The sequence below is a fragment of the Trichlorobacter sp. genome, assembly GCF_030247655.1.
Lineage (GTDB): Bacteria > Desulfobacterota > Desulfuromonadia > Geobacterales > Pseudopelobacteraceae > Trichlorobacter.
In genome coordinates, this window is record NZ_JAOTRZ010000026.1 from 1 (window position 1) to 24,872 (window position 24,872).

General features: G+C 55.2%; 22 protein-coding genes. 21 read left to right on the forward strand and 1 reads right to left on the reverse strand.

Going from position 1 to position 24,872, the window contains the following annotated elements; genetic code table 11:
• The 3 genes from OEL57_RS03930 to OEL57_RS03940 all read left to right on the forward strand — a co-directional run.
• The coding region (locus OEL57_RS03930; protein WP_300737350.1) for an LPS-assembly protein LptD at positions 1–1,821 on the forward strand (1,821 nt) is incomplete at its 5' end.
• Entirely contained in the window at positions 1,818–3,137 is a 1,320-nt protein-coding gene (locus OEL57_RS03935; RefSeq protein ID WP_300737354.1) for a radical SAM protein, read from the forward strand. The genes OEL57_RS03930 and OEL57_RS03935, both read left to right, overlap by 4 nt.
• 2 nt (positions 3,138–3,139) lie before the next feature.
• On the forward strand, positions 3,140–3,550 hold the full coding sequence (locus tag OEL57_RS03940; RefSeq protein ID WP_300737358.1) for a hypothetical protein: 411 nt from the start codon (positions 3,140–3,142) through the stop codon (positions 3,548–3,550).
• A 54-nt stretch (positions 3,551–3,604) separates the two neighbouring features.
• Here OEL57_RS03940 and OEL57_RS03945 read toward each other — a convergent pair whose 3' ends face one another.
• The gene (locus tag OEL57_RS03945; protein WP_300737360.1) at positions 3,605–3,901 is read right to left on the reverse strand and encodes a c-type cytochrome; all 297 of its coding nucleotides are present in this window, start codon (positions 3,899–3,901) and stop codon (positions 3,605–3,607) included.
• An 82-nt stretch (positions 3,902–3,983) separates the two neighbouring features.
• Between OEL57_RS03945 and hemW the strand changes: the two genes are divergently transcribed.
• The 18 genes from hemW to OEL57_RS04035 form a co-directional block, all read left to right on the forward strand.
• Complete coding sequence (gene hemW, locus OEL57_RS03950) at positions 3,984–5,126, forward strand: radical SAM family heme chaperone HemW (protein WP_300737362.1); 1,143 nt, start codon at positions 3,984–3,986, stop codon at positions 5,124–5,126.
• A gap of 58 nt (positions 5,127–5,184) precedes the next feature.
• Positions 5,185–5,937, forward strand: a complete 753-nt coding sequence (locus OEL57_RS03955; RefSeq protein ID WP_300737364.1) for a VanW family protein — start codon at positions 5,185–5,187, stop codon at positions 5,935–5,937.
• Positions 5,934–6,527, forward strand: a complete 594-nt coding sequence (locus OEL57_RS03960; protein ID WP_300737367.1) for an AMMECR1 domain-containing protein — start codon at positions 5,934–5,936, stop codon at positions 6,525–6,527. Before OEL57_RS03955 ends, OEL57_RS03960 begins: the two co-directional genes overlap by 4 nt.
• A 443-nt stretch (positions 6,528–6,970) precedes the next feature.
• Complete coding sequence (locus OEL57_RS03965; RefSeq protein ID WP_300737369.1) at positions 6,971–7,990, forward strand: virulence RhuM family protein; 1,020 nt, start codon at positions 6,971–6,973, stop codon at positions 7,988–7,990.
• An 89-nt stretch (positions 7,991–8,079) separates the two neighbouring features.
• Positions 8,080–8,430, forward strand: a complete 351-nt coding sequence (locus tag OEL57_RS03970; protein WP_300737372.1) for a hypothetical protein — start codon at positions 8,080–8,082, stop codon at positions 8,428–8,430.
• 261 nt (positions 8,431–8,691) lie between these two features.
• The gene (locus OEL57_RS03975; protein WP_300737375.1) at positions 8,692–9,534 is read left to right on the forward strand and encodes a type I restriction enzyme HsdR N-terminal domain-containing protein; all 843 of its coding nucleotides are present in this window, start codon (positions 8,692–8,694) and stop codon (positions 9,532–9,534) included.
• A 172-nt stretch (positions 9,535–9,706) separates the two neighbouring features.
• A complete protein-coding gene (locus OEL57_RS03980) occupies positions 9,707–14,821 on the forward strand; it encodes a carboxypeptidase regulatory-like domain-containing protein (protein ID WP_300737378.1) in 5,115 nt (1,704 codons plus the stop codon).
• A 102-nt stretch (positions 14,822–14,923) separates the two neighbouring features.
• Positions 14,924–15,580: a zinc ribbon domain-containing protein gene (locus OEL57_RS03985; RefSeq protein ID WP_300737380.1), complete on the forward strand. Its 657-nt coding sequence runs from the start codon at positions 14,924–14,926 to the stop codon at positions 15,578–15,580.
• 247 nt (positions 15,581–15,827) lie between these two features.
• The gene (locus tag OEL57_RS03990; RefSeq protein WP_300737383.1) at positions 15,828–17,390 is read left to right on the forward strand and encodes a PilT/PilU family type 4a pilus ATPase; all 1,563 of its coding nucleotides are present in this window, start codon (positions 15,828–15,830) and stop codon (positions 17,388–17,390) included.
• 11 nt (positions 17,391–17,401) lie between these two features.
• A complete protein-coding gene (locus OEL57_RS03995; protein WP_300737385.1) occupies positions 17,402–17,785 on the forward strand; it encodes a hypothetical protein in 384 nt (127 codons plus the stop codon).
• A gap of 100 nt (positions 17,786–17,885) precedes the next feature.
• A complete protein-coding gene (gene ribE, locus OEL57_RS04000) occupies positions 17,886–18,353 on the forward strand; it encodes a 6,7-dimethyl-8-ribityllumazine synthase (RefSeq protein ID WP_300737387.1) in 468 nt (155 codons plus the stop codon).
• A 1-nt stretch (position 18,354) separates the two neighbouring features.
• Positions 18,355–18,777 (forward strand): transcription antitermination factor NusB, encoded by a 423-nt coding sequence (gene nusB, locus OEL57_RS04005; protein WP_300737390.1) that lies wholly within the window; start codon positions 18,355–18,357, stop codon positions 18,775–18,777.
• A 3-nt stretch (positions 18,778–18,780) separates the two neighbouring features.
• On the forward strand, positions 18,781–20,100 hold the full coding sequence (locus OEL57_RS04010; RefSeq protein WP_300737392.1) for a homoserine dehydrogenase: 1,320 nt from the start codon (positions 18,781–18,783) through the stop codon (positions 20,098–20,100).
• 10 nt (positions 20,101–20,110) lie between these two features.
• Positions 20,111–21,466 carry a TrpB-like pyridoxal phosphate-dependent enzyme gene (locus OEL57_RS04015; protein WP_300737394.1) on the forward strand — a complete coding sequence of 452 codons (1,356 nt, stop codon included), beginning with the start codon at positions 20,111–20,113 and terminating at the stop codon, positions 21,464–21,466.
• A gap of 102 nt (positions 21,467–21,568) precedes the next feature.
• On the forward strand, positions 21,569–22,201 hold the full coding sequence (locus OEL57_RS04020; protein WP_300737396.1) for a phosphoribosylanthranilate isomerase: 633 nt from the start codon (positions 21,569–21,571) through the stop codon (positions 22,199–22,201).
• Entirely contained in the window at positions 22,188–23,378 is a 1,191-nt protein-coding gene (trpB, locus tag OEL57_RS04025; RefSeq protein ID WP_300737398.1) for a tryptophan synthase subunit beta, read from the forward strand. The genes OEL57_RS04020 and trpB overlap by 14 nt, the downstream gene beginning before the upstream one ends.
• 41 nt (positions 23,379–23,419) lie before the next feature.
• Complete coding sequence (locus OEL57_RS04030) at positions 23,420–24,328, forward strand: exopolyphosphatase (RefSeq protein WP_300737401.1); 909 nt, start codon at positions 23,420–23,422, stop codon at positions 24,326–24,328.
• 122 nt (positions 24,329–24,450) lie between these two features.
• Positions 24,451–24,872: phosphate acyltransferase (locus OEL57_RS04035; protein ID WP_300737403.1), on the forward strand; the 422-nt coding region annotated here is incomplete at its 3' end.

Genomic DNA, 24,872 nt, shown 5'->3' on the forward strand with positions numbered 1-24,872 from the left:
CTCTGGGGTGATCTTCTGGTGATGGACACGGAAACCGGCCGGGCAGAAATGGAGAACGGCCAGATTTTCATGACTCAGGGCAACTTCAGGGCTAACGGCAAACCGTTGGCGCGTCTGGGTGATGACTCCTATGCCTTGCGAAACGGAGATCTGACCACCTGCGACGCGGCTGTCCCCAGTTGGAAGTTTGGCGCATCGGAGCTGGATGTCAACCTGGAGGAGTTTGCCACCGGCAAAAACGTGGTCTTCTATGTCAAGGATATCCCGGTCTTCTATTTTCCCTACATTATCCTGCCGGTTAAACGTGAACGCCAGTCAGGCCTCCTGTTCCCCAAGTTCGGCAGATCTTCAAAGCGGGGCATTTTTGTTGACACCCCCTACTACTGGGCCATATCCCCCTCACAGGAAGCCACGATCAATCTGGATGTCCAGACCAAACGGGGAGTCGGCCTGGGGCTTGATTACCGCTATTTACGAAGCCGCACCAGCGAAGGCTCGCTGGGTGGTTACCTGATTTATGATAACAACGAAAATAAGGAACGGGGTCAGCTGGTCCAGTTCCACAAAGAACAGTTCTCAGACAGCTTCAACCTGATCACCAGCCTGAACCTCACCAGCGACCGGACGTACCTGAGTGATTACGGCGAAAAAAGCGGCGAATATAACCGCCAGTATTATGATTCACGGATCGTACTGACCAAATTCTGGGATCACTGGCTGACCAGCGCCCAGACCATCTATACCCAGGATTTCTATTCCGGCAGCAACACCACCACCCTGCAGCGGGCACCGGAACTGTCACTGTACGGGGTTCGCGAAAAGGTCCCCTACATCCCCAACCTTTACTTTGACCTGGACCTGCAGGCCACCAACTACTACCGGGAAAAAGGGGCGGATGGACAACGGGCGATGATAGAGCCACGCCTCACTTCGGTCAACAGCCTGTTTAACGGACGGCTGAATCTGTCCCTGTTTGGTAGCCTCCAGCTGCGGGGCTACAACACCAACAAACCGGACCCCGGCATCAAGGACGACCAGCTGGTGGCCATACCAAAGGCCGGAGCAGAGATCAGCAGTTCCTTCAGCCGGATCTATGACACCTCATTCCTTGATCTGCAGCGGTTACGCCATGAGCTGGTTCCCAGCCTCTCGTACCTCTATGTTGGTGAAAAGGATCAGAGTACGGTGCCGGTCTTTGACCAGCTTGATCGCACCAATGCCCAGGAAACCGTAACCATGTCCCTCGCCAGCCATCTTGGGGGCCGGATAGCGAAATCAGGACAGGGAACTGCTGAATATCGCAATCTGCAGACCCTGCGTCTGTTACAGGCCTACAACCTGAGCGGCACCCGCCCCAACCTGCTGACCATGCTGGATGATTCACGACGCTGGAGCGACCTGATTTTAGAGAGCGAAACCTGGGCACATCGAAATCTCAGGTTATTAGCTGATATCCGTTACAGCCACTATAACCATCGCATCTCCAGCACAGCCAGTGGTGCAGAACTGAACGACCAGCGCGGCAACACTGCCCGGGTCAGCTACCGGATGGTGGATCGCCAGGTTAATTATATGGAGGCCGGCATCACCCTTGCCCTGACCAACCCGATCTACCTGAGCGCCACCACACGCTACTCGTTTGACAAGCGGGATCTTTTGGAAAACAACTACGCTGTCGAATACCGGCACCAGTGCTGGAGTATGATTGTCGGTTATCAGGAACGCCCCAACAACCGCACCTGGACCGTCAACTTCAACCTGGCCGGCCTGTTTGGTATCGGCACCGGCAATGCAACCGGTTACAGGGCTCCTGCGCCATGAAACGAACCCTCCCCAAACTGGTCTATGCCGACCCCCAGGGACAGATCTACGATCACCCCTACCTGACCATGGCCGGCATGAGCGGACCTGAAGCGGTACTGCCGGAATCAATGGAATTGATCCCGCTGCCGGAAGGCAGCCGCCTCTTCACCATTCCAAACACCCCGCCGATTGCCTGGGACAGCCGTGCCAAACGGTATACCACCGTGGAAAAGGCACCGGGAATACGAGGCAAGCTACAAGCAGTATCAGCATTCATGGCACCCGGCTACGCCCGTACCCTTCTGCCTGCCTGTGATTATGCACAGAAACAGGTGGTGTTGCCGCTCTGGTCCTACACTGCCGTGGGTTGGGATGAAGCACGGGACTGCTTTGTGGTGGCAGCCACCAAAGTAGACAGCAATCAGAACTGGAACCCGGAAAACTACGATGACCGGCTGCTGGACCCGCTGGTACGGCAGCGGCTGGCCGAGAATCCCCACAACCGGCTACTGGAGCAGCTGGCCCGCTGTGCCATAGATTACCACTGCTTTGCCGCCAAAAACCTCTTCTTCAAACGCTGGGAGGCACCACTGCCCACCTCGCCGGTCTGCAATTCGGCCTGCCTGGGCTGTATCTCACTTCAGGCTTCAGAATGCTGCCCCTCCAACCATGACCGGATCAGCTTTGTGCCCACCCCGGAAGAAATTGTGGAACTAGCGTTGCCCCATCTTGAGCAGGCAGAACAGGCGATCGTCTCCTACGGCCAGGGCTGTGAAGGTGACCCGATCATGCAGGCCTCCACCATTGCCGAGGCAACCCGCCGCCTGAAGGCCGCCACCAGCTGGGGAACCGTCAACTTCAACTCCAACGGTTCCATGCCTGAACGGGTGCAGGAACTGATTGACGCTGGAATGGACTCCTTCCGTTTCTCCCTCAACTCGGTTCTCGAAGAACGCTACAACGCGTACTACCGCCCCAAAGGGTATAGTTTCAGCAATGTCATCCGTTCGCTCAAACTGTCCAAACAGGCGGGACGCTTCACCATGATCAACTATCTGATCTCCCCCGGTGTCACCGATGCACCAGAGGAAGTAGAGGCACTAAAACGGTTCGTGGCTGACACCGGAGTGGATATGCTGCAACTGCGCAACCTCTCCATTGACCCTGACCTCTACAACAAGGCGATGCAGGCCACCGGACGGGGGATCGGCATGTATCAGCTGCTGGTTGAACTGAAGCAGGAATTTCCCCGCCTCCAGTTTGGCTACTACAACCGTACCAAAGAAAACTTCTTCCCAGCAGGCTTTGAGACCGGCTGGCCGATCAGGGGGTAACCATGACAACGTTCATCTCTCGAATTGCAATAACTTTAGGCGTTTTTCTGACACTATCCGTATCACCGCTACAGGCAGCAGAACCGGTCAGCATCCAGGTTGCAATGCCGTCACTGACCTGTGGTAAAGACGGCTTAGAGCCACACGAGTGTATCCTGAACGGCACCATGCGGCTACGTGGCGCAGACAATCTGAACGGCCCGATTCGGTACTATTGCGATGTTCGTTACAATTATGTTGCTGCGGGGAATGAAAGCCAGGCGATCCGCTTTAATGGACGGACCCTTTTCCATGGCGAGGAAACGTTGGTACAGGGGCGTGCCAAGCGTGAGCTGGCAGAGAAGCTGATCTTGAAGCTGTCCAGTAATGCCAGACAGATTGAGGTGGCAGAGATAGGCTGCGAACGGGAGTAACCGCTACAACCGTAATGCCTCACGTAGAAACGCGTGAGGCTGCTCTCCCTGAATCTACTTGAGGGTTTTCAGATAGCTGATCAGCGACTGCATCTCGCCAGCCTCAAGGGTGGCAAAGGAAGGCATGGAACTGCCGGGATGTGACTTCTTGGGATAGGCAATCTTCGCCTGCAGTTGGGCCTCTGACATGCGGACAGCTACCTTGGTCAACTCTGGCCCAATCGCCCCGCCCCGTCCCTTGACAATATGACACATGGTACACTTGCGATGAAACAGCTTCTCTCCGGGCATATCTGCCCAAGCCGCACCGGACAACAGTATGAACACCAACAGTAGCAGACCTGATCTCATGACAACCATCCCCGCATGTAATAATTTTCAGCATCCTAGCCCTTCAATCAGCCGGTTGCAACCGGTTAATACATAACAAGCTATGTTTTCGCGCCTTTACCTGCACATCCCCTGGTGTCTCAGTAAATGCGGCTACTGTGCCTTCAGCTCACGCCCCGTTGAACATGAAAAGCTGGAACAGACCTGCGAGCTACTGCAACAGGAGATGCAGCTTGCCGCAGCGGCCTTTCCCGACAATCAACCGCTCCGCTCGCTCTACTTTGGCGGTGGCACCCCTTCCCTGCTCAACCCTGCACAGATTGATCGTCTCATCGCCACCTCACGCACACTGTTTGGCCATGCCAACGGCATTGAGATCAGCCTGGAGGCCAACCCCGGCACCGTCAGCCTGCCTTCGCTGACCGGCTACCACCAGGCAGGTGTCACCCGGCTTTCGCTGGGAGCACAGTCATTCAACGACCGGATGCTGCAGACCCTGGGCAGACGTCATACAGCCGATGAAACCCGTAGCGCCTTCCAGCTGGCACAACAGGCAGGCTTCAGCAGCATCGGCCTGGACCTGATCTGCGGACTGCCACAACAGACTGAGACCGACTGGCAGAGTGATCTGGAAGAGGCGCTGGCGCTGCTGCCAGACCACTTCTCCGTCTATGGTCTGAGCATTGAAGAAGGCACCACCTTTTCCACCCGCTATCCTGATGGTTCCGCTGAACTGCCGGATGATGACCAGAGCGCAACCATGCTGGAGACCGCCGACACCGTCCTGACGGCTGCCGGATATGAGCATTATGAGATCGCCAACTTTGCCCGGCCCGGCTGCCGGTCTCAACACAACTGCGGCTACTGGCAGCGGGATGGTTATCTGGGGATCGGCCCTGGTGCCCATTCCTTCCTGCAACAGGGCAACGGGCTGCGCTGGGGCAACCAAAGCGCCTACGAGTCCTGGGCTGACGCCATTCTGCATAATCGCCTTGCGGCCGAAGACCAGCAGCAACTAAGCCGTGAAGAGGCCCTGTCAGAGACGATCTTTCTGGGATTGCGGATGGCAGACGGTATCAACCTTGACCGTTTTGCAGAACAGTTTGGAGAACGGATGGAACAACGCTTTGCAACTGAAATCGCCCAGCTGCAGCAGGCCGGACTGCTCACCTGCACCGCAGAAAAGATCGCCCTGACCAGGCAGGGGATGCTACTTTCCAATCAGGTTTTCGTGCGTTTTATCTAACTTGTGTTATAAGGATCTATATGATCCCCAAAGCCTTTTCATATCAGATTGCACAACCATGAAGCCCCTGCTGACCACATGCCTGCTGCTCCTGCTACTCCTCAGCCGGCAGCCGGTTTCCGCTGCTGATGAAGCCTTTAACCAGATTTGGGGCGGCTTCAGCACCTCGCTGCAACTCCGTTCGGGTGAACAACGCCACAACGCCGCCACCGCTGCCCGCGATCTTGACCGGGTTATCATTGCACCGGGTGAGACCTTCAGCTTTAACGAGCGGGTCGGCGCCAGGGATACCGGCAAAGGCTATCGCGCTGCTCCGATCATCACCGCCAGCGGCCTGCTGGAGGACATTCCCGGCGGCGGCATCTGCCAGTTGGCCTCCACCATCTACAACGCCGGACTGCTGGCCGGTATGCAGGTGGTGGAACGGCACCCCCACTCCCGCACCGTGGGTCATGTACCGCCGGGCCGGGATGCCACCATCGCCTCCTGGCGCAAAGACCTGAAGCTGAAAAACCCCTTCCCCTACCCGCTGCAGTTGCGGATTGTCCTTAACCAGAACCGCCTGACCACCTCGCTCTATGGACCGGTTGAAAAACCGTTCAGCGCCGAAATCACCGTCACCCGCACCAGACTGGTGCCGGATACGGTGGTGGTCAGCGGCAACGGCGCCACACCGCAACAGGCCGGAGCCAGCGGCTTTTCCACTGAAACCAGACGGATCATCAAAGAAAGCGGACAGGTACGGGATGAACTGATCTCGCAGGACACCTATCCGGCCCCCAGCCGGGTCGTGGCAGGGGGTGGCCGATGAGATGCCGGAACTCACTGTTGGCCCTGCTGTTCTGCCTGCTGGCAGTGACGGCCTCTGCTGAACCGCTGGCGCGGACTGATCAGGACGCCCTGCTGCAGTACGCCCGGCAGGTTATGCTCAGCCGTCTGGATCAGGCTAACGCGCCGCCTGCCCCCGCGAGCACTGCTGCCGCCCAACAGCGGGCCTGCTTTGTGACTTTTTTTGTTAAACGTCAGGTCATGGCCTGCTTTGGCAGCTTTACGCCGCGCCATGCCACCCTGCATGAAGAGATCAGCGACAACATCCGGCTGGCCCTGAAAAATGACCCCCGTGCCATCCGCCTGACACCGGAACTGGTGAAGGCAGCAACAATCCAGATCACCTTTCCGCAGTCGCCCCAACCGATCAGTGACTGGCGCACGGTTGATCCGCTGCATGAAGGACTGCTGGTAGAAGGACCGGATGGCCGAGGTGTGGCCATTGTACCGGGTGAAGCCCGTACCGCCCACTATGCCTGGCGTTCTGCCCTGCAACGGCTGGGGCTGAACCAGCGCAGCAGCGGGGTCAGGTTGTATCGGTTTAAGGCGGAGTGGATCAGGAGTGGGCCATAGGATCGGCAGAAAGATTCCATTACCAGTTACCTATTCCCGGGATTTCAAAACAAATGAGGATGGTTAAAACGAATCAAAATCGGCAAAAATATCGTCAACGCAATATCAGTTTCACGTACTGCCCGAAAATTTTCTCAAGGCAGAGCACGCCAGAAATGTGCACTACAACCCATGACCTTAACGACCACACCAGCCCAAAGCCGTGCTCCGCAGGAGTTACGTACCATCCATGACTTCACCGACGAATTCCTGGTGGTGTGCCCCCGCTGCAGCCGGAAAGCAGACGTAACACCTTCAACAGAAGAGCGATCGCCACGGTTTAGCTGCCTGCACTGTGGTTTGGTACGTCAGTGGACATCGGACAAAAAAGGTGTACTCTTTTCACAACAGCCCGGTAATTGGCCAGAGGCACAAAAAGGCTTGTCTATCAAAGGATCTGCAGCATGACTGAATCCCACATCATCCTCTACACCACTCCTAACGGTGACATTAAAGTTGACACTGTCTTGCAGAATGAAACCATTTGGATGCCCCAGGCAGCGATAGCGGAGCTTTTTGGTGTCAATGTGCCTGCTATTTCCAAGCACCTGACTAATATCTATGAAGAAGAAGAATTGAGCCGGGAGGCAACTGTTTCCAAAATGGAAATAGTTCAAAACGAAGGTGGGCGGCAGGTAACCCGCATCAAGGATTATTACAATCTCGATGCCATCATCGCCGTAGGCTATCGGGTCAACTCCAAGCGTGCCACCCAGTTTCGCATCTGGGCTAGCAGCATTCTGAAAGAATACATCATCAAAGGCTTTGTCATGGATGATGAGCGGCTGAAAAAAGCCGACACCTGGGACTATTTTGACGAGTGGTTGGCCCGCATCCGGGATATCCGGGCATCAGAAAAGCGTTTTTACCAGAAAATCCGCGATATTTATACCACCGCCATTGATTATGACAAAAGCTCCGGGCAGGCTCAGTTATTTTTCAAGAAGGTCCAGAATAAGATGCTCTGGGCTATTACCGGCAAGACCGCAGCAGAATTGATCGAGTCGCGCAGTAATGCGGAGCTACCTAACATGGGGCTGACCTCCTGGCAGGGTTCCATTGTCCGCAAGCCGGATGTGGCCATTGCCAAGAACTATCTGCAGGGCGACGAGATTAAAGACCTTAACGAGATTGTCACCATGTATCTGGACTATGCGGAACGGCAGGCCCGACAGCGCAAGACCGTTACCATGGAACAGTGGTCGGAAAAACTTGACGCCTTTCTGTTGTTCAATGAGCATGAGCTCTTGACCCATGCCGGAACAGTAAAGGCCGAGGTAGCCAAGGCAATCGCCGAACAGCGATATGAAGAATTTGAGCAGAAACGCAAAACCGAAGAAGCCCTGGCTGCTGATAATGAGGATTTGCAAACTCTGGAAGAGCTGGAGAAACGACTGTTGGAACAAAAGAGACCACGAGCTTAATCAAAGAAAACGATTTTGAAGATGCCCCGATAAACGTCAAGAAGATTGTCTTTATCGTTGACGCCACCCAATATGACAACGCAGACACCATGACCTTAACTACCACCACACCCCAAAGCCGTGCCCCGCAGGAGTTGCGTACCATCCATGACTTCACCGACGAATTCCTGGTGGTGTGCCCCCGCTGCACAAAAAAGGCAGTCGTCAAACCTTCAACAGAAGAGTTGCCGCCACGGTTTAGCTGTCTGCACTGTGGTTTGGTACGTCAGTGGACATCGGACAAAAAAGGTGTACTCTTTTCACAACAGGCCGGTGACTGGCCAGAGGGTCAGTATGCCCTGGGTGATGCGGCTGATCCCTATTTTCACCTGTCGCTCTGGCTTCAGACATCCTGCTGCGGGCATACCCTATGGGCATTTAACCCACGGAATCTTAAGTAAATGCAAGACTATGTTGCTGCTAAAGACAGGCATACACTGCCTCGTGAAGTAAAAGATCCGTTAAACGCCATTTTAACAAGCCGCCTGCCCAAATGGATGCAACTGGCGAGAAACCGGCATGCAGTACTCCGCGCTATTATCGTTCTGGGGGCAACACTTTGATGCGGTTGCCGAGGTAAGGCTGCGAAACGCTTTAGTATACTGTCCCCAGAACTCACGGAAAGCGTCCCTAATATTCCCCAAATCTTAAAAGGAGAAAAAATGCAACCATCAGAAAAAGCAATTCGAGTTGCCGAAACCCTTAAAAACGAACTACTTTCCACCCAGACCGGCACAAAAAAACTAAAGGTAAAAACTCTTCTAAATAAATTTGGCCTTACTAGAAGAACTGAGAAAAACACTACTGACATTGCAGAGTTACTGGGCTCATATGACATATTGACAAACCCATCAATTATGAAATTGGGGAATACATGGGAGCTAAGTTACGAAGATTGGATATATCTTTCAGTTGCAGCAGGAACACCTAAAACGAGTAGCCCTTTAGTAAACGATTCAAACGTCATGCCTGATAGCTGGAATAGTGATGGCTGGTTTGATGCCGTGAAGACAAAGAATTTCAGAACAGAAAAGGAAGTTGAAACAAAATTCATAATACCGCTGCTGGCAAGGCTTGGCTACTCCGAAGATGATCGTTACGACGCTATGCCTGTGACTGCGGCAAACGGCTCCAGGCAGACAATTCTGGAAATTGATTTTGCCGTGTTCAACAACGAAGTGGAGAGCTTAAAAAATCAAGTACTGCTTACGGTTGAAGCGAAGCGTGAAGATAAATTTAAGAAGCCTACAGAATTGGTGAAAGCTAAAAATCAAGCAAAAAGCTATGCCCTATGGACTGGATGTTCCTATTGTCTTGTCACGGATGGAAAGACTATTGTCGTTTCTGAATTGGCCCGGTCACACGTACAAAATGACCGGCAACTTTTTTGCTGCACAAAGGAAGAACTGAAAGAGCGCTTCCAAGAACTATTCAACCTGATTTCTAAAGACGTATTAACATCATATTACATAAGCAAGGTGGGGAACACCGAAGAGATCCGGTGATTTCGTGGAAAGGTTGAAAGTACCTCCTATGTCACTCTTTCTAACAACTGAAGAGAAAAACTAAGTTCCAACTCACACTTAGATCGCATCTTGGAGGCGAACCCGATCGCCGCCTCACACCGTTACCGAAAAAACAAAAACCACACCACAGCCACCCATAGAGGAGTCTGTTATGCAACGCCTGTTAACCTTGCTGTCCATCCTGATCCTGTCCCTGCTGATCTCTGCCCCGCTGTCTGCGGCCCCTGCATCAAACAACCCGATACCGGTGCAGATTACGGTACTGTCGGCGGAGACCAACAAGCCGATTCCCGGCGCAACCATTGAGTTCCGCCAGAACAGTGATCGGGCCACGGTGGTTGCCAGGGCCACGACAGATACCAATGGCAGCGCCACTACCAGCCTGCCCAAGGGTACCTACCAGTATCTGACCAGTGCAACCGGCATGGGCACCACCCGCAACTACCTGTATCTGGAGGGGCAGCCCAGGGAAGAGACCAAGACCTGGTTAAACAAGGCTGCCGCCATTAGCGGACGGCTGCTGGATGGGACCGGCAAGCCGTTGGGCGGGTTCAGGATGACGGTTGACCGGCTGTTCAGCACGACAACCGACGCCACCGGCAGGTTCCGCTTTGACAACCTTGATGGCCGCGGCCATGACCTGATCCTTGAGCAGGCCGGCTGGGTGCTGGATAAATCCTTCTATCCCCAGCCTGCTGCCGGAGAGACAAAACAGTTGGGGGATATGGTGGTGCGCCGCGCCGCAACGCTTGAGATCAGCGGTACACTTGCCATCCACAAGCATATGCCATCGGCTGAAGGGGTAACGCTTTCCCTGAACGGCAGCAGCGTCTGGCGCAACGGCAAGCTTGATGCTAACGGCAAACTGCTGCTGCCGATGCTGCCCCCCGGCAGCTATACCCTGGCGGTTTCCGATTCACGGATGGAGCGGACCGAGCAGCAGATTACCCTGCAGGAGGGGGAGCGTCAGCAGGTACAGCTGGTTGCAACCACCCGTCCCCCCAGCCTTGAGATTGAGATGTACGGCGATGTAATTCTGACGAACAAGCCGGTTGCACTGCGGAGCTATGGTCTTTGGACCGACAGGGCCAAGGTCACTGTTTATCAGATCCCGGCTGAGTCGATCATTGCCAACCGCGTTAACCTGAGCAAACCGGAAGAGATCAATAGCGCCGGTTTAAAGGTGGTCAAGAGTTTCCCCATCGCCCTGAAGCCACAAAAAAGTGACTACCGCAACCGGGCGCGCTTCAAACTGCCGCCACTGTCGGGCGGTGCCTATCTGGTACAGTTGCAGGGGGACGAAGCAACTGCCCGGGTTGCCTTTATCGCAACGGATCTGGGGCTGATTGCCAAGACCGCACCAGATGCAACCCTGCTGCAGGCGGTGCATATCAAGACCGGCAAGCCGCTTGCCAAGGTGGCCCTGTACGGCAGCACCCCGCAGAAGGCTGCTGCATTCAGCGCTCTGGACGGCACCACGAACTGGGATAGAAAAAATCAGGGTAACCGCGTTGTGGGGCGGTTGGGGGGCAACCTGGCAGTGCTGACCCTGGGCGCTGAAGAAGGCGAGAGAAAAGCCAGCGATATCAAGGGCTACCTCTATACCGAGCGGACCGCCTACCGGCCCAGTCAGACCGTTTTCTACAAAGGAGTGATGCGTAAGAAGGGCGGCGATGACTATCAACTACCTCCCACCGGCAAGATCAGCATCAAGGTGACCGATTCCGGCGACAAGACTGTGTTTGAGGATACCCTGACCAGTTCGGCACTGGGCTCGTTCCACGGCCAGTTAACCCTGCCTGCAACCCCGACGCTGGGTGAATACAGCATTGCTGCCACCAGCGGCGCCGATACCTGGCAGGGCAGTTTTAAGGTACTGGAATATCGCAAGCCGGAGTTTGAGGTTAAGCTGCGGGCCAGCAACCCCTTTGAACTGGGCGGTCACCAGATTCCGCTGAAGCTGACTGCCCGTTACTATTTTGGTGCACCAGTGGCCAATGCCAAGGTGGTCTGGCGGGTTTACAGCCAGCCCTGGCTGCAGGGTGAGCGTGAAGGAGGGGGTTTTGGCGAAGAGTCGCTGTCCTATGACGGCTACAATGAGTTTGTGGGCGAAGGCGAGGCCACCCTGGATGCCAACGGCGAGGCCACGATCCAGATCAATGCCAAGACCCATGATCAGCCGGTCCGTTATTCCATTGATGCAGATGTAACTGATCCTGCCTCCCGCCAGGTAACCGGCTCCACCAGCCTGACCATTGTCCCTTCGCTGCTGGATATCCGGGTCAAGGGTGAGCAGTACCTGCTGCAGCCGGGCAAACCGTCCGGCTTTATCCTGCGGGTGGCTGACTGGCAGGGAGTTGCCAAGCCCAATACGCCGGTAGCGCTGATCATTGAGCAGCAGTTTTATGACAAGAAGAGCCGCACCTACAACTGGAAGACCGCCACCACCCTGCGTGACCGTACCGGTAAGGACGGCGCTGTCCGGCTTAGCTACCGTTTCCCCTCCTCTGACTACTGGCGGTTGCGGGCCGAGACCTTTGATGAAGGCAAGCGCCGCAGTTTTAACGAGACCTATGCCTGGGTCTGGGAGCAGGGCAGCAGCTGGGGCGGTAGTTACCGCGAGCTGGAGGCGGAATTTGACAAGAAGAGCTACAAACCGGGCGAAAAGGCCCGCCTGATCCTGCGGGCACCGGCCCAGGGCGGCTCGCTGCTGCTGACCCTGGAAGGTCGCCGCATCCATCAAAGCCGGATAATTCCGATCACCTCTGCGGTGCAGGTGGTTGAGATTCCGGTCACCAAAGAGCTGGCGCCCAACATCCATGTTTCAGCCAGCACCATCGCCAATGGTCGTTTTTATAACCAGCAGGGTCTGTTAAAGGTTGAGTACCAGCCGGGCAAACTGGACCTGATCGTGACGCCACAGCAAGAGGTGTATGCCCCCGGCGATACGGCAAAAATTGTCATCAGCAGCACGACGGAAGGCAAGCCTGTAGCGGCTGAAATCTCGCTGGCCCTGGTGGATGAGGCGATCTTTGCCGTGGCACCGGAAACCCGCGAGGAGATCTACCGTTTCTTCCGGGGGCGGCGTGACCATCTGGTACGCACGATCTACTCTTTCCCACGGCTCTATCTGGGGGGCGCATCAAAGGATCTGGCCAAACTGGCCGGTGATGATGACCTGAAGGGGATCAAGGTTCGCAAGGTGTTCAGGGATACGGCGGCCTGGCTGCCGATGCTGACCAGCGACAGCAACGGTACGGTGGTTGCCGAGGCACAACTGCCGGATAACCTGACCAAGTGGCGTGCCACCGCCGTTGGCCACACCGCAGAGCAGCAGTTTGGCAGCGGACAGGCCAGCTTTATCAGCCGTCTGCCGTTCATGGCCCGTCTGGCGCCACCCCGCTTTATGGTGGCTGAGGACCGGCTGGAGATACCGGGCTTGCTAAACGATGCCAGCAATAAAGAACAGCAGGTTAAAGGGCGCTTTGAGGCCACCGGCCTGACCCTGTCAGGCGAAACCGGCTTTACCGGCAACCTGCCAGCGGGTGGTTCACTGCGTCAGAACATTACCGTGACCGCAACGCAACCCGGACAGGCCCTGCTGAAGCTGACCGCTGCCGGTAGCGAAGGCAAGGATGCCCTTGAGATGAGCTTCCCGGTACTGGCCCGCGCCCTGCAACGGGAACAGGCAACGGCACTCTCCCTGCGCTCTGGCCAGGGCGAGGCACTGCTGACCCAACCGGCTGAGGCGCTGTCCGGTAGCGGCAGCATCAGCGTCACCTTCTCCCCCACCGTGGCAGAAAGCCTGATTCCGGCCCTTGAGTATCTGATCTCCTTCCCCTACGGCTGTGTGGAACAGACCGTTTCCCGCTTTGTGCCGGCGGTCTATGCCCAGCATCTGCTGACCAGACAGGGCCGGAATGTCTCACCATCCCTGCAGGCCAAACTGCCCCGGATTGTGGCAGAAGGGCTGCAGCGTCTGGCTGATCTGCAGCATGAAGATGGCGGCTGGGGCTGGTGGAAGACCGACCATATCAACCCGTACCTGACCGCTCTGGCCATGCAGGGACTGGCCACGGCCAGGCAGGCCGGGGTCACGGTTGATGAGCCGCTGCTGCAGCGGGGTAAAAAGGCCATTGAGGCACAACTGGAAAACGCCAAACCGGAACAGGCCGCAGTGCTGTACCGTGCCCTGACCGCCCACGGCGGCAGTCATCCGGCCACTGAAAAACGGTTGACCAATGGCCTGAAGACCCTGCCTCCGGAGGCAAAGATAGCCGTTGCCGAGGCGTTGGAAAACAGGGGCGAACGGCAGCAGGCAATCGCCATCCTGCAGGGCCTGACCACTCTTTTGCAGCGTGACAGTGAGGCGGCCTGGCTGCCTGAAGGCACTGGCGGCTGGCGTTGGGGCGGGTCATCAATGGAATCAACGGCAGCGCTGCTCTCTGCCATGAGCCGCATTCTGCCGGAAGACCCTGCCACAACCGCCCTGGCCCGCTATCTGGCCCGCAACCAGCGGGGTGGCTGGTGGCAGACCACGGTGGCCTCGGCTGCCGGTGTGCGTGCCCTGGCTGATTTTGTGGCGGCCAGCCATGAACTGGATGCCAGCTACACGGCCCGCCTGATGCTAAACAACAAAGAGGTGGAGCGGTACAGCGTAGAGAAAGGCCGTCTGACCGCCGGTCGCGCCACGCTGACCCTACCGGCTGACAGCATCGGTAACAGCCTGCAGCTTGAAAAATCAAACACCAGCGGCACCGCCTACCTGAGTGCCCGTCTTAACTACCGGGTGCCGGTTGAGCAGATCGCCAAGGCCGATGGTCTGCAGGTTGAACGCACAATCTACCGGATCAGTTCCGTGCAGAAAAACGGCCAGTGGCGCCATGAATACCAGCCGCTGAAACCGGGAGAGCCGGTACAGGTTGGCGAAGACCTGGAGGTACGGCTGAGTGTGAGAAACAAGGCTGATCTGGAATACCTGATTCTGGAGGATTATCTGCCGGCCGGGTTTGAGGTACGTCAGGCAGACCGCGATCCACGCTACGCCAACGAGGCCTACTATCAGGGCTGGTATGATCACAAGGAACGCCGCGATACCCTGATGGCCTGGTTCATCGGCTACCTGCCGGGCGGTAATCATGAATTCCGCTTTGTGGTCTACCCGGAGCTGAAAGGCACGGTTACGGCGCTGCCATCGGCCATCTGGCCGATGTACCGTCCGCACCTGCGCAGCGAAAGCAGTCCTTGGCAGGTGGAAGTGCGCTGATTCTGATGACCACGACTTGTGGTTTGTGATTCGGGTGGTAGACTACAAACAGACTGATGGCCAGTGTGCCGTCAGATATTACGGTTTGAGGAGGTAGTAACCATGCAATGCCAGTTCTGCAAGGCTCAGGTTCCGAGCGGTAGCACCAAATGTCCCCAGTGCGGAACAGCAGTTCAGAATCAGCCAGCAGCAGATTTTGGAGCAGCCTTCAGCAATGCAACCAATCTATGGAAGGACAACCTTGGGGATCTGATTTTACCCAGCCTGGTTTTCTGTCTGGTGGCCTGGGTACCGATCGCCAACATCGGCTTTATCGCCGGTTATAATCGCTCGCTTATCGCCTTCAAAAGAACCGGTAAAAAACCGGAAGTCGGCGATATATTCAACTTCTGGGACTGCTTTGTAAACCTGCTGCTGTACCTCTTAATCCCGTTAGGCGCGTTTGTGGTGCTGTTTATCATCTCAACCATCATGGGTAAGTTGATCGGTATCCTGGGGGCGCTGTTCGGCTTTATACTGATGCTGGCCATACCGGTAGCAATGCTTGCCCTGTCACCCGGCATGTATGCCGTCATTGACAAAAACATGGCTCCGATGGATGCCTTGAAATGGAGCATCAAGACGGTACAGAAAGATCTGGTGAACTGGCTGCTTTCCGTTCTTGTCGGCGGCATTATCGGCAGCCTGTTTGCCCTTATCACCCTGCCCTGGGGACAGCTGATTGTGATTAGTCAGTATGAGGCACGCAAGGACGACTGATACGGTTGCAAAACGATAACGGGTATCATACTTGAAACATCCAACCGGGTCACAATACGCACAATAGAGCGGCATTGTGACCCGGTTCGCATTGATGTAGCGTTGAAATTCTATCGTAAGTACTCTGCCCACAAAACAACCCTAAAAATAATTACAATTTATTCATCCCAGGCACTTGAGAAAACTCCAATCTGCGGTACGCTGTTTACTCCTTACCAGTAAACAAACCGCCTGGAGAGATACTACGATGGCACAACATGAAGAAACAAAGATCGGCGATTACTTTATTCAATCAAACACCATCACCCCGGAACAGTTGACCATTGCCCTGAAACGCCAGAGCCAGTCTAACGACAAGCTGGGCTCTGTTTTGTTGCAACTGGGCTATATCACGACAGAGCAACTGCTGCTGTTTCTGAAGGAATGCTTTCATACCCCTTCCATTGATCTGTTTAATGTTTCTATTGAATCAACCGTGATCAATGCCGTTTCCGTGGAACAGATGAAACGCTTCAAGGCTATCCCGATCATGTTTTCCCCCAAGTTGATCTTTGTTGCCATGTCCGACCCCAACAACATTGAAGCGGTCAATGAGCTAGAATTTTCGCTGGGCAAAAAGATCCAGCCAATTGCTGCACCACATGCCCAGATCAACGCCATCATCGGGTATCTGAACCGTAAAGGGAGCAAACTTCAGGGACCGTTGATCGGCTCTGAAGTGGCGTCTGATGCACGATCAAAAAACTGTACCGAGGAGTCCTACACCATTGAGCAGTTGTTGCGCACGCTGTACCAGCGCAAGGCATCAGACCTGCTGATCTCAGCCGGTCTGCCCCCTTGTCTCAAGATCAACAACGAGGTAGTCCGTCTGCCGTTGCCACACCTGACACCAGAGGCGGTTGAGCTGTTTGCCCAACAAGTTATGACCGATGAGCAGAAAAATGAATTCGAACAAACCGGAGAACTTGATTTTGGCCTGCTTAAACCGGAAATTGGCAGATTCAGGATCAATGCCTATCGCCAGCGTTCCTCCATTTCTCTGGCTATACGCAGCATCAATGATACGGTTCCATCACTGGAAGCGCTGGGCTTCGGTACCGATCTCGATCAGTATGTCTTGCAGCCGGAAGGACTGATTCTGATTGCCGGCCCAACCGGACATGGAAAGAGTACCACTGTTGCCGCCATTCTTGACACCATCAACTCCAAGCGCAAGTGCAATATCATTTCCATTGAAGATCCGATCGAGTTCCTGCACAAACACAAGATGAGCAACATCAATCAGCGGGAGGTGGGACGTGACACCCGCTCATTTAAGGAAGGGCTCAAACATATCTTCAGGCAGGCACCTGATGTGATTGTGATCGGCGAGATGCGGGACGCCGAAAGCTTTGAGATCGCAGTACAGGCAGCGTCCACCGGACACCTGGTGATCAGCACCCTGCATGCCAATACCACCACCAACGCCATTGAACGGGTGATTGAGATCTGCCCCAGCGAAAAACAGGACCAGATCCGTTCGCAACTGGCTGAGGGGCTATTGCTCTGCATCGGGCAACGCCTGTTGCCATCACGGGACAAATCAAAAAGGGTGCTGGCCTATGAAAAACTGGCCACCTCCAACCGGATAAAGAACATGATCCGTGAAAACAAATGCCACCAGATCCGCACCTTCTTCCAGCAGTCCATTGACGAATTTGTACCGCTGGACATCTCGTTGGCAAACCTGGTAAAGACAAGGCAGGTGAGCCCGGAAGAGGCGCTCAAGTACTGTGAAAATCCTGCTGCTTTCAAGATGATGAGCCAGTAAAGGAACGTTGCATGGCCAAAGGATACAACACCAACCAGGAACGCCTGGCGGAGATCAACCGTCTCGGTAAAGAACTGGCCAAGCGGGCTAGATTCAGCTGCGAATGGTGCAGTAGCAAAGATGATCTGCGCCCCTGGGACCATACCCCGGATCATGAACCGGAGCTTTCCGGACTGGCCCTGCTCTGCAGACGCTGCCGTGAACTGGCATCCGGCGGGACAGCTGATCCCAATGAGCTGCATACCCTGCGTAATGCGCTCTGGTCGGATATTCCGGCTGTGGCGGAAGGGGTCGCGCTGGTACTGATCCGCTCCCGCCAGCCCTGGGTACGGGAAGCGATTGAAGAAAGTCTGATCGAAGAAGCGACAAAGTCCCGCCTGCTGGCACTTCTCTAAACTCCTCCCTTTGCATGAAAAGCTAGCCCCTCTGCAACAAAACATGCTATAGGAAAAACTTTCAAACAGACGACACCATTATTTATTACAGGAGTATCCCATGCCTAAATTCATTGAGGGCAATCTTGACGCCAAAGGCCTTACCTTCGGTATCGTGGTCAGCCGTTTTAACAGCTTTATCTGTGAGCGTTTACTGGAGGGGGCGATTGATGCCCTGGTACGCCACGGAGCCAGCGAGGCCGACATTACCGTAGCTCGCATTCCCGGTGCATTTGAGATCCCGCTGGCTGCCAAGACCATGGCTGAATCCCGGAAATTTGATGCCGTGATCTGCCTTGGCGCGGTGATTCGCGGCTCCACCCCGCACTTTGAGTATGTTTCTTCAGAGGTTTCAAAAGGGGTTGCATCGGTTTCCCTGGACAGCGGCATTCCGGTTGCTTTTGGAGTCCTGACGGTTGACACCATTGAGCAGGCGGTTGAGCGGGCTGGCACCAAGGCGGGCAATAAGGGCTTTGAAGCAGCCGTTACCGCCATCGAGACCGTCAACGTCATTAAGGCGCTGAAATAGTATGGGACTTCGACGCGAAGGACGCGAGCTGGCGCTGCAGATGTTGTACGCACAGGACACCCTGCAAGGAAACCTGCGGGACACCCTGCGGGGATTCCGTGAAGGGGTTGAAACCGGAGAGCGGACACGGGAGTTTGCCGAAACGCTGGTGCAAGGCGTGATGGAGCACCGTGAGGCGATTGATCAGGCAATTCTTGCCCGTTCAAAAAACTGGGCCTTGACCCGCATGCCGCGGGTTGACCTGAACATTATGCGGCTGGCAGCCTATGAACTGATGTTCAAACGGGATATCCCCAAGAAGGTCAGTATTAACGAGGCGATCGAGATCGCCAAAAAGTACGGAGACAAGGAATCTCCCGCCTTTGTGAACGGTATCCTGGATGATCTGGAGGCCTGCCCCAAGGATGAGGAGCAGGGTGAATAGAGCATGAGTGATATCAAAGTAGGACTGATAGGCTTTGGCAACATCGGTGCCGGCGTGGTGCGGCTGTTGCAGGAAAATGCACAAACGGTACAGCAGAAGGTGGGTCGTGGCATTATCCTGAAGCGGATTGCTGATCTGGATATCACCAGCGATCGCGGGGTTACCGTTGATCCAGCCATGCTTACCACCGATGTAAATGACATCTTTAATGATTCCGAGATCAGTATCGTGATTGAACTGATTGGCGGCTACGAACCTGCCAAGAGCTTTGTGCTGAAGGCGATTGAAGCGGGCAAGCATGTGGTCACCGCCAACAAGGCGCTGCTGGCCCTGCATGGCGATGAGATCTACGCAGCTGCTGCCCGTAAAGGGGTAGAGGTTCAGTTTGAAGCAGCGGTAGGGGGCGGCATTCCGGTTCTGTCTGCCATCAAGGGCAACCTGTCCGGTAACCGCTTCAGTTCGGTTTTTGGCATCATGAACGGCACCTGCAACTACATCCTGACCCGCATGACCCAGGAAGGTGCTGACTTTAACGATGTGCTGCAAAGCGCCAAAGAGCTGGGCTATGCAGAACCAGACCCCACCTTTGATATTGAAGGGGTTGATACCGCCCACAAGCTGGCAGTGCTGGCCTCACTCTGCTTCGGCACCAGGATCGATTTCAACGCCATTCATACTGAAGGTATTACCGCCATCTCAGGCATTGATATCCGCTTTGCCGAGCAGTTCGGCTACCGGATCAAGCTACTGGCCATCGGCAAACTGACTGATGACGGTCAGCTGGAGGTGCGGGTTCACCCCACCATGATTCCGCTGCACAACCCGTTGGCAGATGTGAACGGCGTCTTTAACGCCATCCACCTGACCGGTGACTTTGTCGGACCGGTGTTGTTCTATGGCCGGGGAGCGGGCCAAAACCCCACTGCCAGTGCCATTGTAGGGGATCTGGTAGCGCTTTCCCGCAGCATCTGTGCCGGGGTACAGAATCGTAGATCCGCGCCACTGGGCTTTCTAGACAGCAGTATCACCACCCTGCCGCTTAAGCCGATGGAAGAGATCGTCACCAGCGTCATGCTGCGCTTTACCGCCCAGGACCAGCCCGGTGTACTGGCCGGCATTGCCGGCGTGCTGGGCAAAAACGGCATCAGCATTGAATCCATGGTACAGACCGCCCGTCACAACGGCGGCCAGGCGGTGCCGATTGTGATCAAGACCCATGAGGCCCGTGAAGGCGCCATCCGTGCAGCCCTGGCTGAGATCGACAGTTTTGACTTTATCAGTGAAAAAAGCCGTTTAATCAGAATAGAAGACAATCTGGAATAGGAGAAAAGGTATGCAGACAAAGATTATTTTGCCTGAGGACAAACTCCCCAAGCAGTGGTACAACATCATCCCTGACCTGCCAGGTCCGCTGGCACCGGTTATTTCACCCCGCACCGGAGAGCCGGTCACCCCTGATGAGCTGCTGGCCATCTTCCCGCCTGCCATCCTTGAACAGGAGATGTCTAATCAACGCTGGATCGACATCCCTGAGCAGGTTCGTGATATCTATACCATGTGGCGGCCCTCCCCCATGTTCCGGGCACACCGTCTTGAAAAGGCGTTGGGTACGCCAGCCAAGATCTACTACAAATACGAAGGGGTCTCTCCGGCCGGTTCACACAAGCCTAACTCAGCGATTCCCCAGGCCTTCTACAACAAGCAGGCCGGGATCAAGCGTCTGGCCACCGAAACCGGCGCCGGACAGTGGGGCAGTTCCCTCTCCCTGGCCTGCAGCCTGTTTGGACTTGAGTGCACGGTCTACATGGTTAAGGTTTCCTATTTCCAGAAACCATACCGTAAGTCCATGATGCAGATGTGGGGGGCTACCGTACACCCGTCACCTTCGGATCAGACCAATGCCGGGCGGGAAGCCTTGGCAGCTGATCCCGACTCCAACGGCAGTCTGGGACTGGCCATCTCCGAAGCGGTGGAAGATGCTGCTACCCATAGTGATACCAACTATGCCCTGGGCAGTGTGCTGAACCATGTCTGCATGCACCAGAGCGTGATCGGTCTGGAGGCGATTGAACAGATGAAAATGGTTGGGGATTACCCTGATGTGGTGATCGCCTGCTGCGGCGGTGGCTCCAACTTTGCCGGCCTGGCCTTTCCGTTCCTGGCTGATAAATCTGCAGGCAAGCCGGTACGTTGCCTGGCGGTAGAGCCAGCCTCCTGCCCTACCCTGACCAAAGGTGTCTACGACTTTGATTACGGCGATACCGCCAAGCTGGGACCGATTGCCAAGATGTACACCCTGGGCCATGACTTCATGCCCCCAGGCATCCATGCCGGAGGCCTGCGCTACCACGGCGAATCACCGCTGGTATCACAGCTCTACAATGCCGGCCTGATTGAGGCTCGCGCGGTAATGCAGACCGGCTGCTTTGAAGGCGCAATTCTGTTTGCCAAAACAGAGGGTATCGTACCGGCACCGGAATCATCCCACGCCATACGGGCTGCCATTGATGAAGCGCTGCAGGCCAAGGAAGAGGGCAAGGAGAAGACCATCCTGTTCAACCTGTCCGGCCACGGCTTCATGGATATGACCGCTTACGACAACTATCTGGCTGGCAACCTGGAAGACTATGAGTATCCGGCAGAGATGGTGCAGGAATCGTTAAAGCATCTGCCGAAGGTAAACCTGTAAAATAATTCCACGAAACACGGAGGCACGGAGACACGGAGGATCTTTTTTGCAGAAAAACTTTTTGATTTTCTCTGTGCCTCTGTGTCTCTGTGTTAAAATTCGATGGTAAAAATCAAGATCTGCGGCATAACAACCCCCGAGGACGCCCTGACCGCTGTTGAAGCCGGTGCGGATGCCTTGGGGTTTGTCTTTTACAAGGAATCCCCCCGTCACATCTTCCCGGAAGAGGCGGCCCGGATCATCAACCTGTTGCCACCATTTGTACAGGCGGTGGGACTGTTCGTGAACGAGGCCCCGGAAATTGTCAATCAGGTCAGCCGGAACTGCAGACTGGGACTGGTGCAGTTACATGGTGATGAGACACCGGATTACTGCAGGAAGATCGAACAGCGGGTCATGAAGGCCTTTCGGGTCCGCTCCCTGACCTGTCTTGATCCAATCGCTGACTACCGACTGTCCGGCTGCCTGCTGGATGCTTATTCTCCCTCCTTCTATGGTGGCACCGGCATGAGCTTCAACTGGGAGATTGCCCGCGAGGCGATCACACGCAGTCACCGGATTGTACTGGCAGGTGGCCTGACCCCGGACAATGTGGCAGAGGCGATCCGCCAGGTACGGCCCTACGGGGTTGATGTATCCAGTGGGGTTGAATCTGCACCTGGCAGGAAAGATGCCGATAAGGTACGAGCGTTTATACGCAATGCAAAGGAAGTCTATAGTCATGAAACAACCTGATAAACGAGGCCATTTTGGTATCCACGGCGGCCGGTATGTGCCGGAAACCCTGATGCCTGCCCTGAAGGAGTTGGAAGAGGCCTATGCCCATTACCGCAATGACAAGGAGTTCAAGCAGGAGTTTCAGTACTACCTGCGGGAATACGTGGGCCGTCCTTCGCCACTCTACTTTGCCGAGAAGCTGACCCGCCAGTTGGGTGGCGCCAAGATCTACCTGAAACGGGAAGACCTGAACCACACCGGCGCCCACAAGGTTAATAACACCATCGGCCAGGGACTGCTGGCCAAGCGGATGAAAAAGGAGCGGGTGATTGCCGAGACCGGTGCCGGCCAGCACGGTGTAGCCACCGCCACCATCGCCGCCCTGTTCGGCATGCAGTGTGAAGTATTCATGGGGTCGGAGGATATCCGGCGTCAGGCCCTGAACGTCTTTCGGATGAAGCTGCTGGGAGCCACGGTTAATCCGGTGACTGCCGGTACCGCCACCCTTAAGGATGCCATGAACGAGGCGCTGCGTGACTGGGTCACCAATATCCGGAACACCTTCTATGTAATCGGCACCGTTGCTGGCCCACATCCCTACCCGATGATGGTGCGTGATTTTCAGTCAGTCATCGGTACTGAGGCAAAAAAACAGCACAAGAAGGTTGAAGGCCGCCTGCCGGATGCCCTGGTGGCCTGCGTTGGTGGCGGCAGCAACGCCATGGGGCTGTTTTACCCTTTCTTAAAGGATACCGCTGTCCGCCTGATCGGCGTAGAAGCTGCCGGTCATGGCATAGCCAGCGGTGCCCATGCTGCACCGCTCTGCGCAGGTCGCCCCGGTATCCTGCATGGTCAGCGCAGCTACCTGCTACAAGATGAGCATGGCCAGGTTGCCAATGCCCATTCCATCTCTGCCGGTCTGGACTACCCCGGTGTGGGACCGGAACATGCCTGGCTGAAAGACACTGGCCGGGCAGAGTATGTCTCCATTACTGATGATGAGGCACTGGAAGCATTCCAGCGCCTGACCAGAGAAGAAGGGATCATGCCGGCCCTTGAATCATCCCACGCCATTGCCCATACCCTTAAACTGGCCCCCACCATGCCCAAAGATCAGACCATTGTGGTCTGTCTGTCAGGCCGGGGTGACAAAGATATTCATACGGTGGCAGATGCGCTGGGCGTGAAGTTCTGATATAGTCTACAACCAGTTACCAACCTATCCTGGAGGATTGTATGCGACTGATTACCCGCTCTGATTTTGATGGTCTGGTCTGTGCCGTGCTGCTGAAAAATGCCGGTATTATTGAGTCATACAAATTTGTTCACCCCAAGGATGTGCAGGATGGCAAGATAGAAGCCACTGAAAATGATATAGCCGCCAACATCCCCTATATTCCGGGCTGCGGACTCTGGTTTGATCACCATATGAGCGAGGATGAGCGACTTAAATTTAACTGTGACTTCAAGGGTGAAAGCCGTTGGGCTAAAAGCTGTGCCAGAGTGATCTATGATTACTACGGTGGTGCCGCCAAATTCCCCGGCATTGAAGCGATGATGATAGCGGTGGACAAGACCGACTCCGGTGACCTGACCGTTGATGAAGTGTTGACCCCCCAGGGCTGGCTGTTACTCTCCTTCATGATGGATCCCCGCACCGGTCTGGGGCGTTACAAGGATTACCGGATCAGCAACTATCAACTGATGGAAGAGTTGATTGAGATGTGCCGCACCATGCAGATTGAAGAGATCCTGGCCAACCCTGATGTCAAGGAGCGGATTACCCGCTATAACGAGCAGGAGGCAGTCTACAAGCAGATGATTCAGCAAAATTCAAGGGTTGAGGGCAAGGTACTGATCATTGATCTGCGTAACGTTGAAGAGATTGCAACCGGCAACCGTTTTGTGGAATACAGTCTTTACCCGGATGTTCTGACCTCTGTCCGTATCATGTGGGGCCTTAACCAGCAGAACACCGTCTTTGCGGTGGGACACAGCATTATCAACCGCGGTTCCAAGATCAATATCGGTTCACTGATGTTGAAAAACGGCGGGGGTGGACACTTTCAGGTTGGCACCTGCCAGGTGGAGAATGATAACGTTCAAAAGGCCTTGCAGGATGTACTGGACAAGCTCAACTCTTAGCCAAATCAGCACACTGTTTAGCATCACTAAAAGCCGCGTTTTCGCGGCTTTTTTTGTTGACGACAAACGCTTGTTCAGGTATCTAGCAAAAACTTGTTTTATTTTCAAAAGGAGGACGGACGATGCATCTTGTTGACCAAATCAAGGAAAAGGCCAAAAAGAATCTGCAGACCGTGGTGCTGCCGGAAAGCTATGATGAGCGGATGCTCTTTGCTGCAGAAAAGATCGTCAAGGAAGGGCTTGCAAAGCTGGTCATCCTTGGTGACCCTACCAGGATTCAGGCCGAGGCCACTGCTAAAGGGATCAATCTGGCTGGTGTGGAACTGCTAAATCCGGCTGACTCACCCAAACTTGATCAGTACATCGCAGACTTTGTTGAACTGCGTAAATCAAAAGGAATGACTGCTGACGAAGCCAGAAAGCTGCTAACTGCCGATGACAACCTGTACTATGCCGGTATGATGGTCCGCAATGGCGATGCAGGCGGTGAAGTAGCCGGTGCCACCGGCACCACCGGTAATGTGCTGAAGGCTGCTTTCCAGAC

Coding starts and splice junctions, on each gene's coding strand:
- ribE (WP_300737387.1), top strand. CDS start 17,886: ATGCCTAAATTCATTGAGGGCAATCTTGACGCCAAAGGCCTTACCTTC.
- OEL57_RS04030 (WP_300737401.1), top strand. CDS start 23,420: ATGCGACTGATTACCCGCTCTGATTTTGATGGTCTGGTCTGTGCCGTG.
- OEL57_RS03935 (WP_300737354.1), top strand. CDS start 1,818: ATGAAACGAACCCTCCCCAAACTGGTCTATGCCGACCCCCAGGGACAG.
- OEL57_RS03990 (WP_300737383.1), top strand. CDS start 15,828: ATGGCACAACATGAAGAAACAAAGATCGGCGATTACTTTATTCAATCA.
- OEL57_RS03985 (WP_300737380.1), top strand. CDS start 14,924: ATGCAATGCCAGTTCTGCAAGGCTCAGGTTCCGAGCGGTAGCACCAAA.
- OEL57_RS03945 (WP_300737360.1), bottom strand. CDS start 3,901: ATGAGATCAGGTCTGCTACTGTTGGTGTTCATACTGTTGTCCGGTGCG.
- OEL57_RS03960 (WP_300737367.1), top strand. CDS start 5,934: ATGAGATGCCGGAACTCACTGTTGGCCCTGCTGTTCTGCCTGCTGGCA.
- OEL57_RS03970 (WP_300737372.1), top strand. CDS start 8,080: ATGACCTTAACTACCACCACACCCCAAAGCCGTGCCCCGCAGGAGTTG.
- OEL57_RS03955 (WP_300737364.1), top strand. CDS start 5,185: ATGAAGCCCCTGCTGACCACATGCCTGCTGCTCCTGCTACTCCTCAGC.
- OEL57_RS04015 (WP_300737394.1), top strand. CDS start 20,111: ATGCAGACAAAGATTATTTTGCCTGAGGACAAACTCCCCAAGCAGTGG.
- nusB (WP_300737390.1), top strand. CDS start 18,355: ATGGGACTTCGACGCGAAGGACGCGAGCTGGCGCTGCAGATGTTGTAC.
- OEL57_RS03975 (WP_300737375.1), top strand. CDS start 8,692: ATGCAACCATCAGAAAAAGCAATTCGAGTTGCCGAAACCCTTAAAAAC.
- hemW (WP_300737362.1), top strand. CDS start 3,984: ATGTTTTCGCGCCTTTACCTGCACATCCCCTGGTGTCTCAGTAAATGC.
- OEL57_RS04020 (WP_300737396.1), top strand. CDS start 21,569: ATGGTAAAAATCAAGATCTGCGGCATAACAACCCCCGAGGACGCCCTG.
- OEL57_RS03995 (WP_300737385.1), top strand. CDS start 17,402: ATGGCCAAAGGATACAACACCAACCAGGAACGCCTGGCGGAGATCAAC.
- OEL57_RS03940 (WP_300737358.1), top strand. CDS start 3,140: ATGACAACGTTCATCTCTCGAATTGCAATAACTTTAGGCGTTTTTCTG.
- OEL57_RS04010 (WP_300737392.1), top strand. CDS start 18,781: ATGAGTGATATCAAAGTAGGACTGATAGGCTTTGGCAACATCGGTGCC.
- OEL57_RS03980 (WP_300737378.1), top strand. CDS start 9,707: ATGCAACGCCTGTTAACCTTGCTGTCCATCCTGATCCTGTCCCTGCTG.
- trpB (WP_300737398.1), top strand. CDS start 22,188: ATGAAACAACCTGATAAACGAGGCCATTTTGGTATCCACGGCGGCCGG.
- OEL57_RS03965 (WP_300737369.1), top strand. CDS start 6,971: ATGACTGAATCCCACATCATCCTCTACACCACTCCTAACGGTGACATT.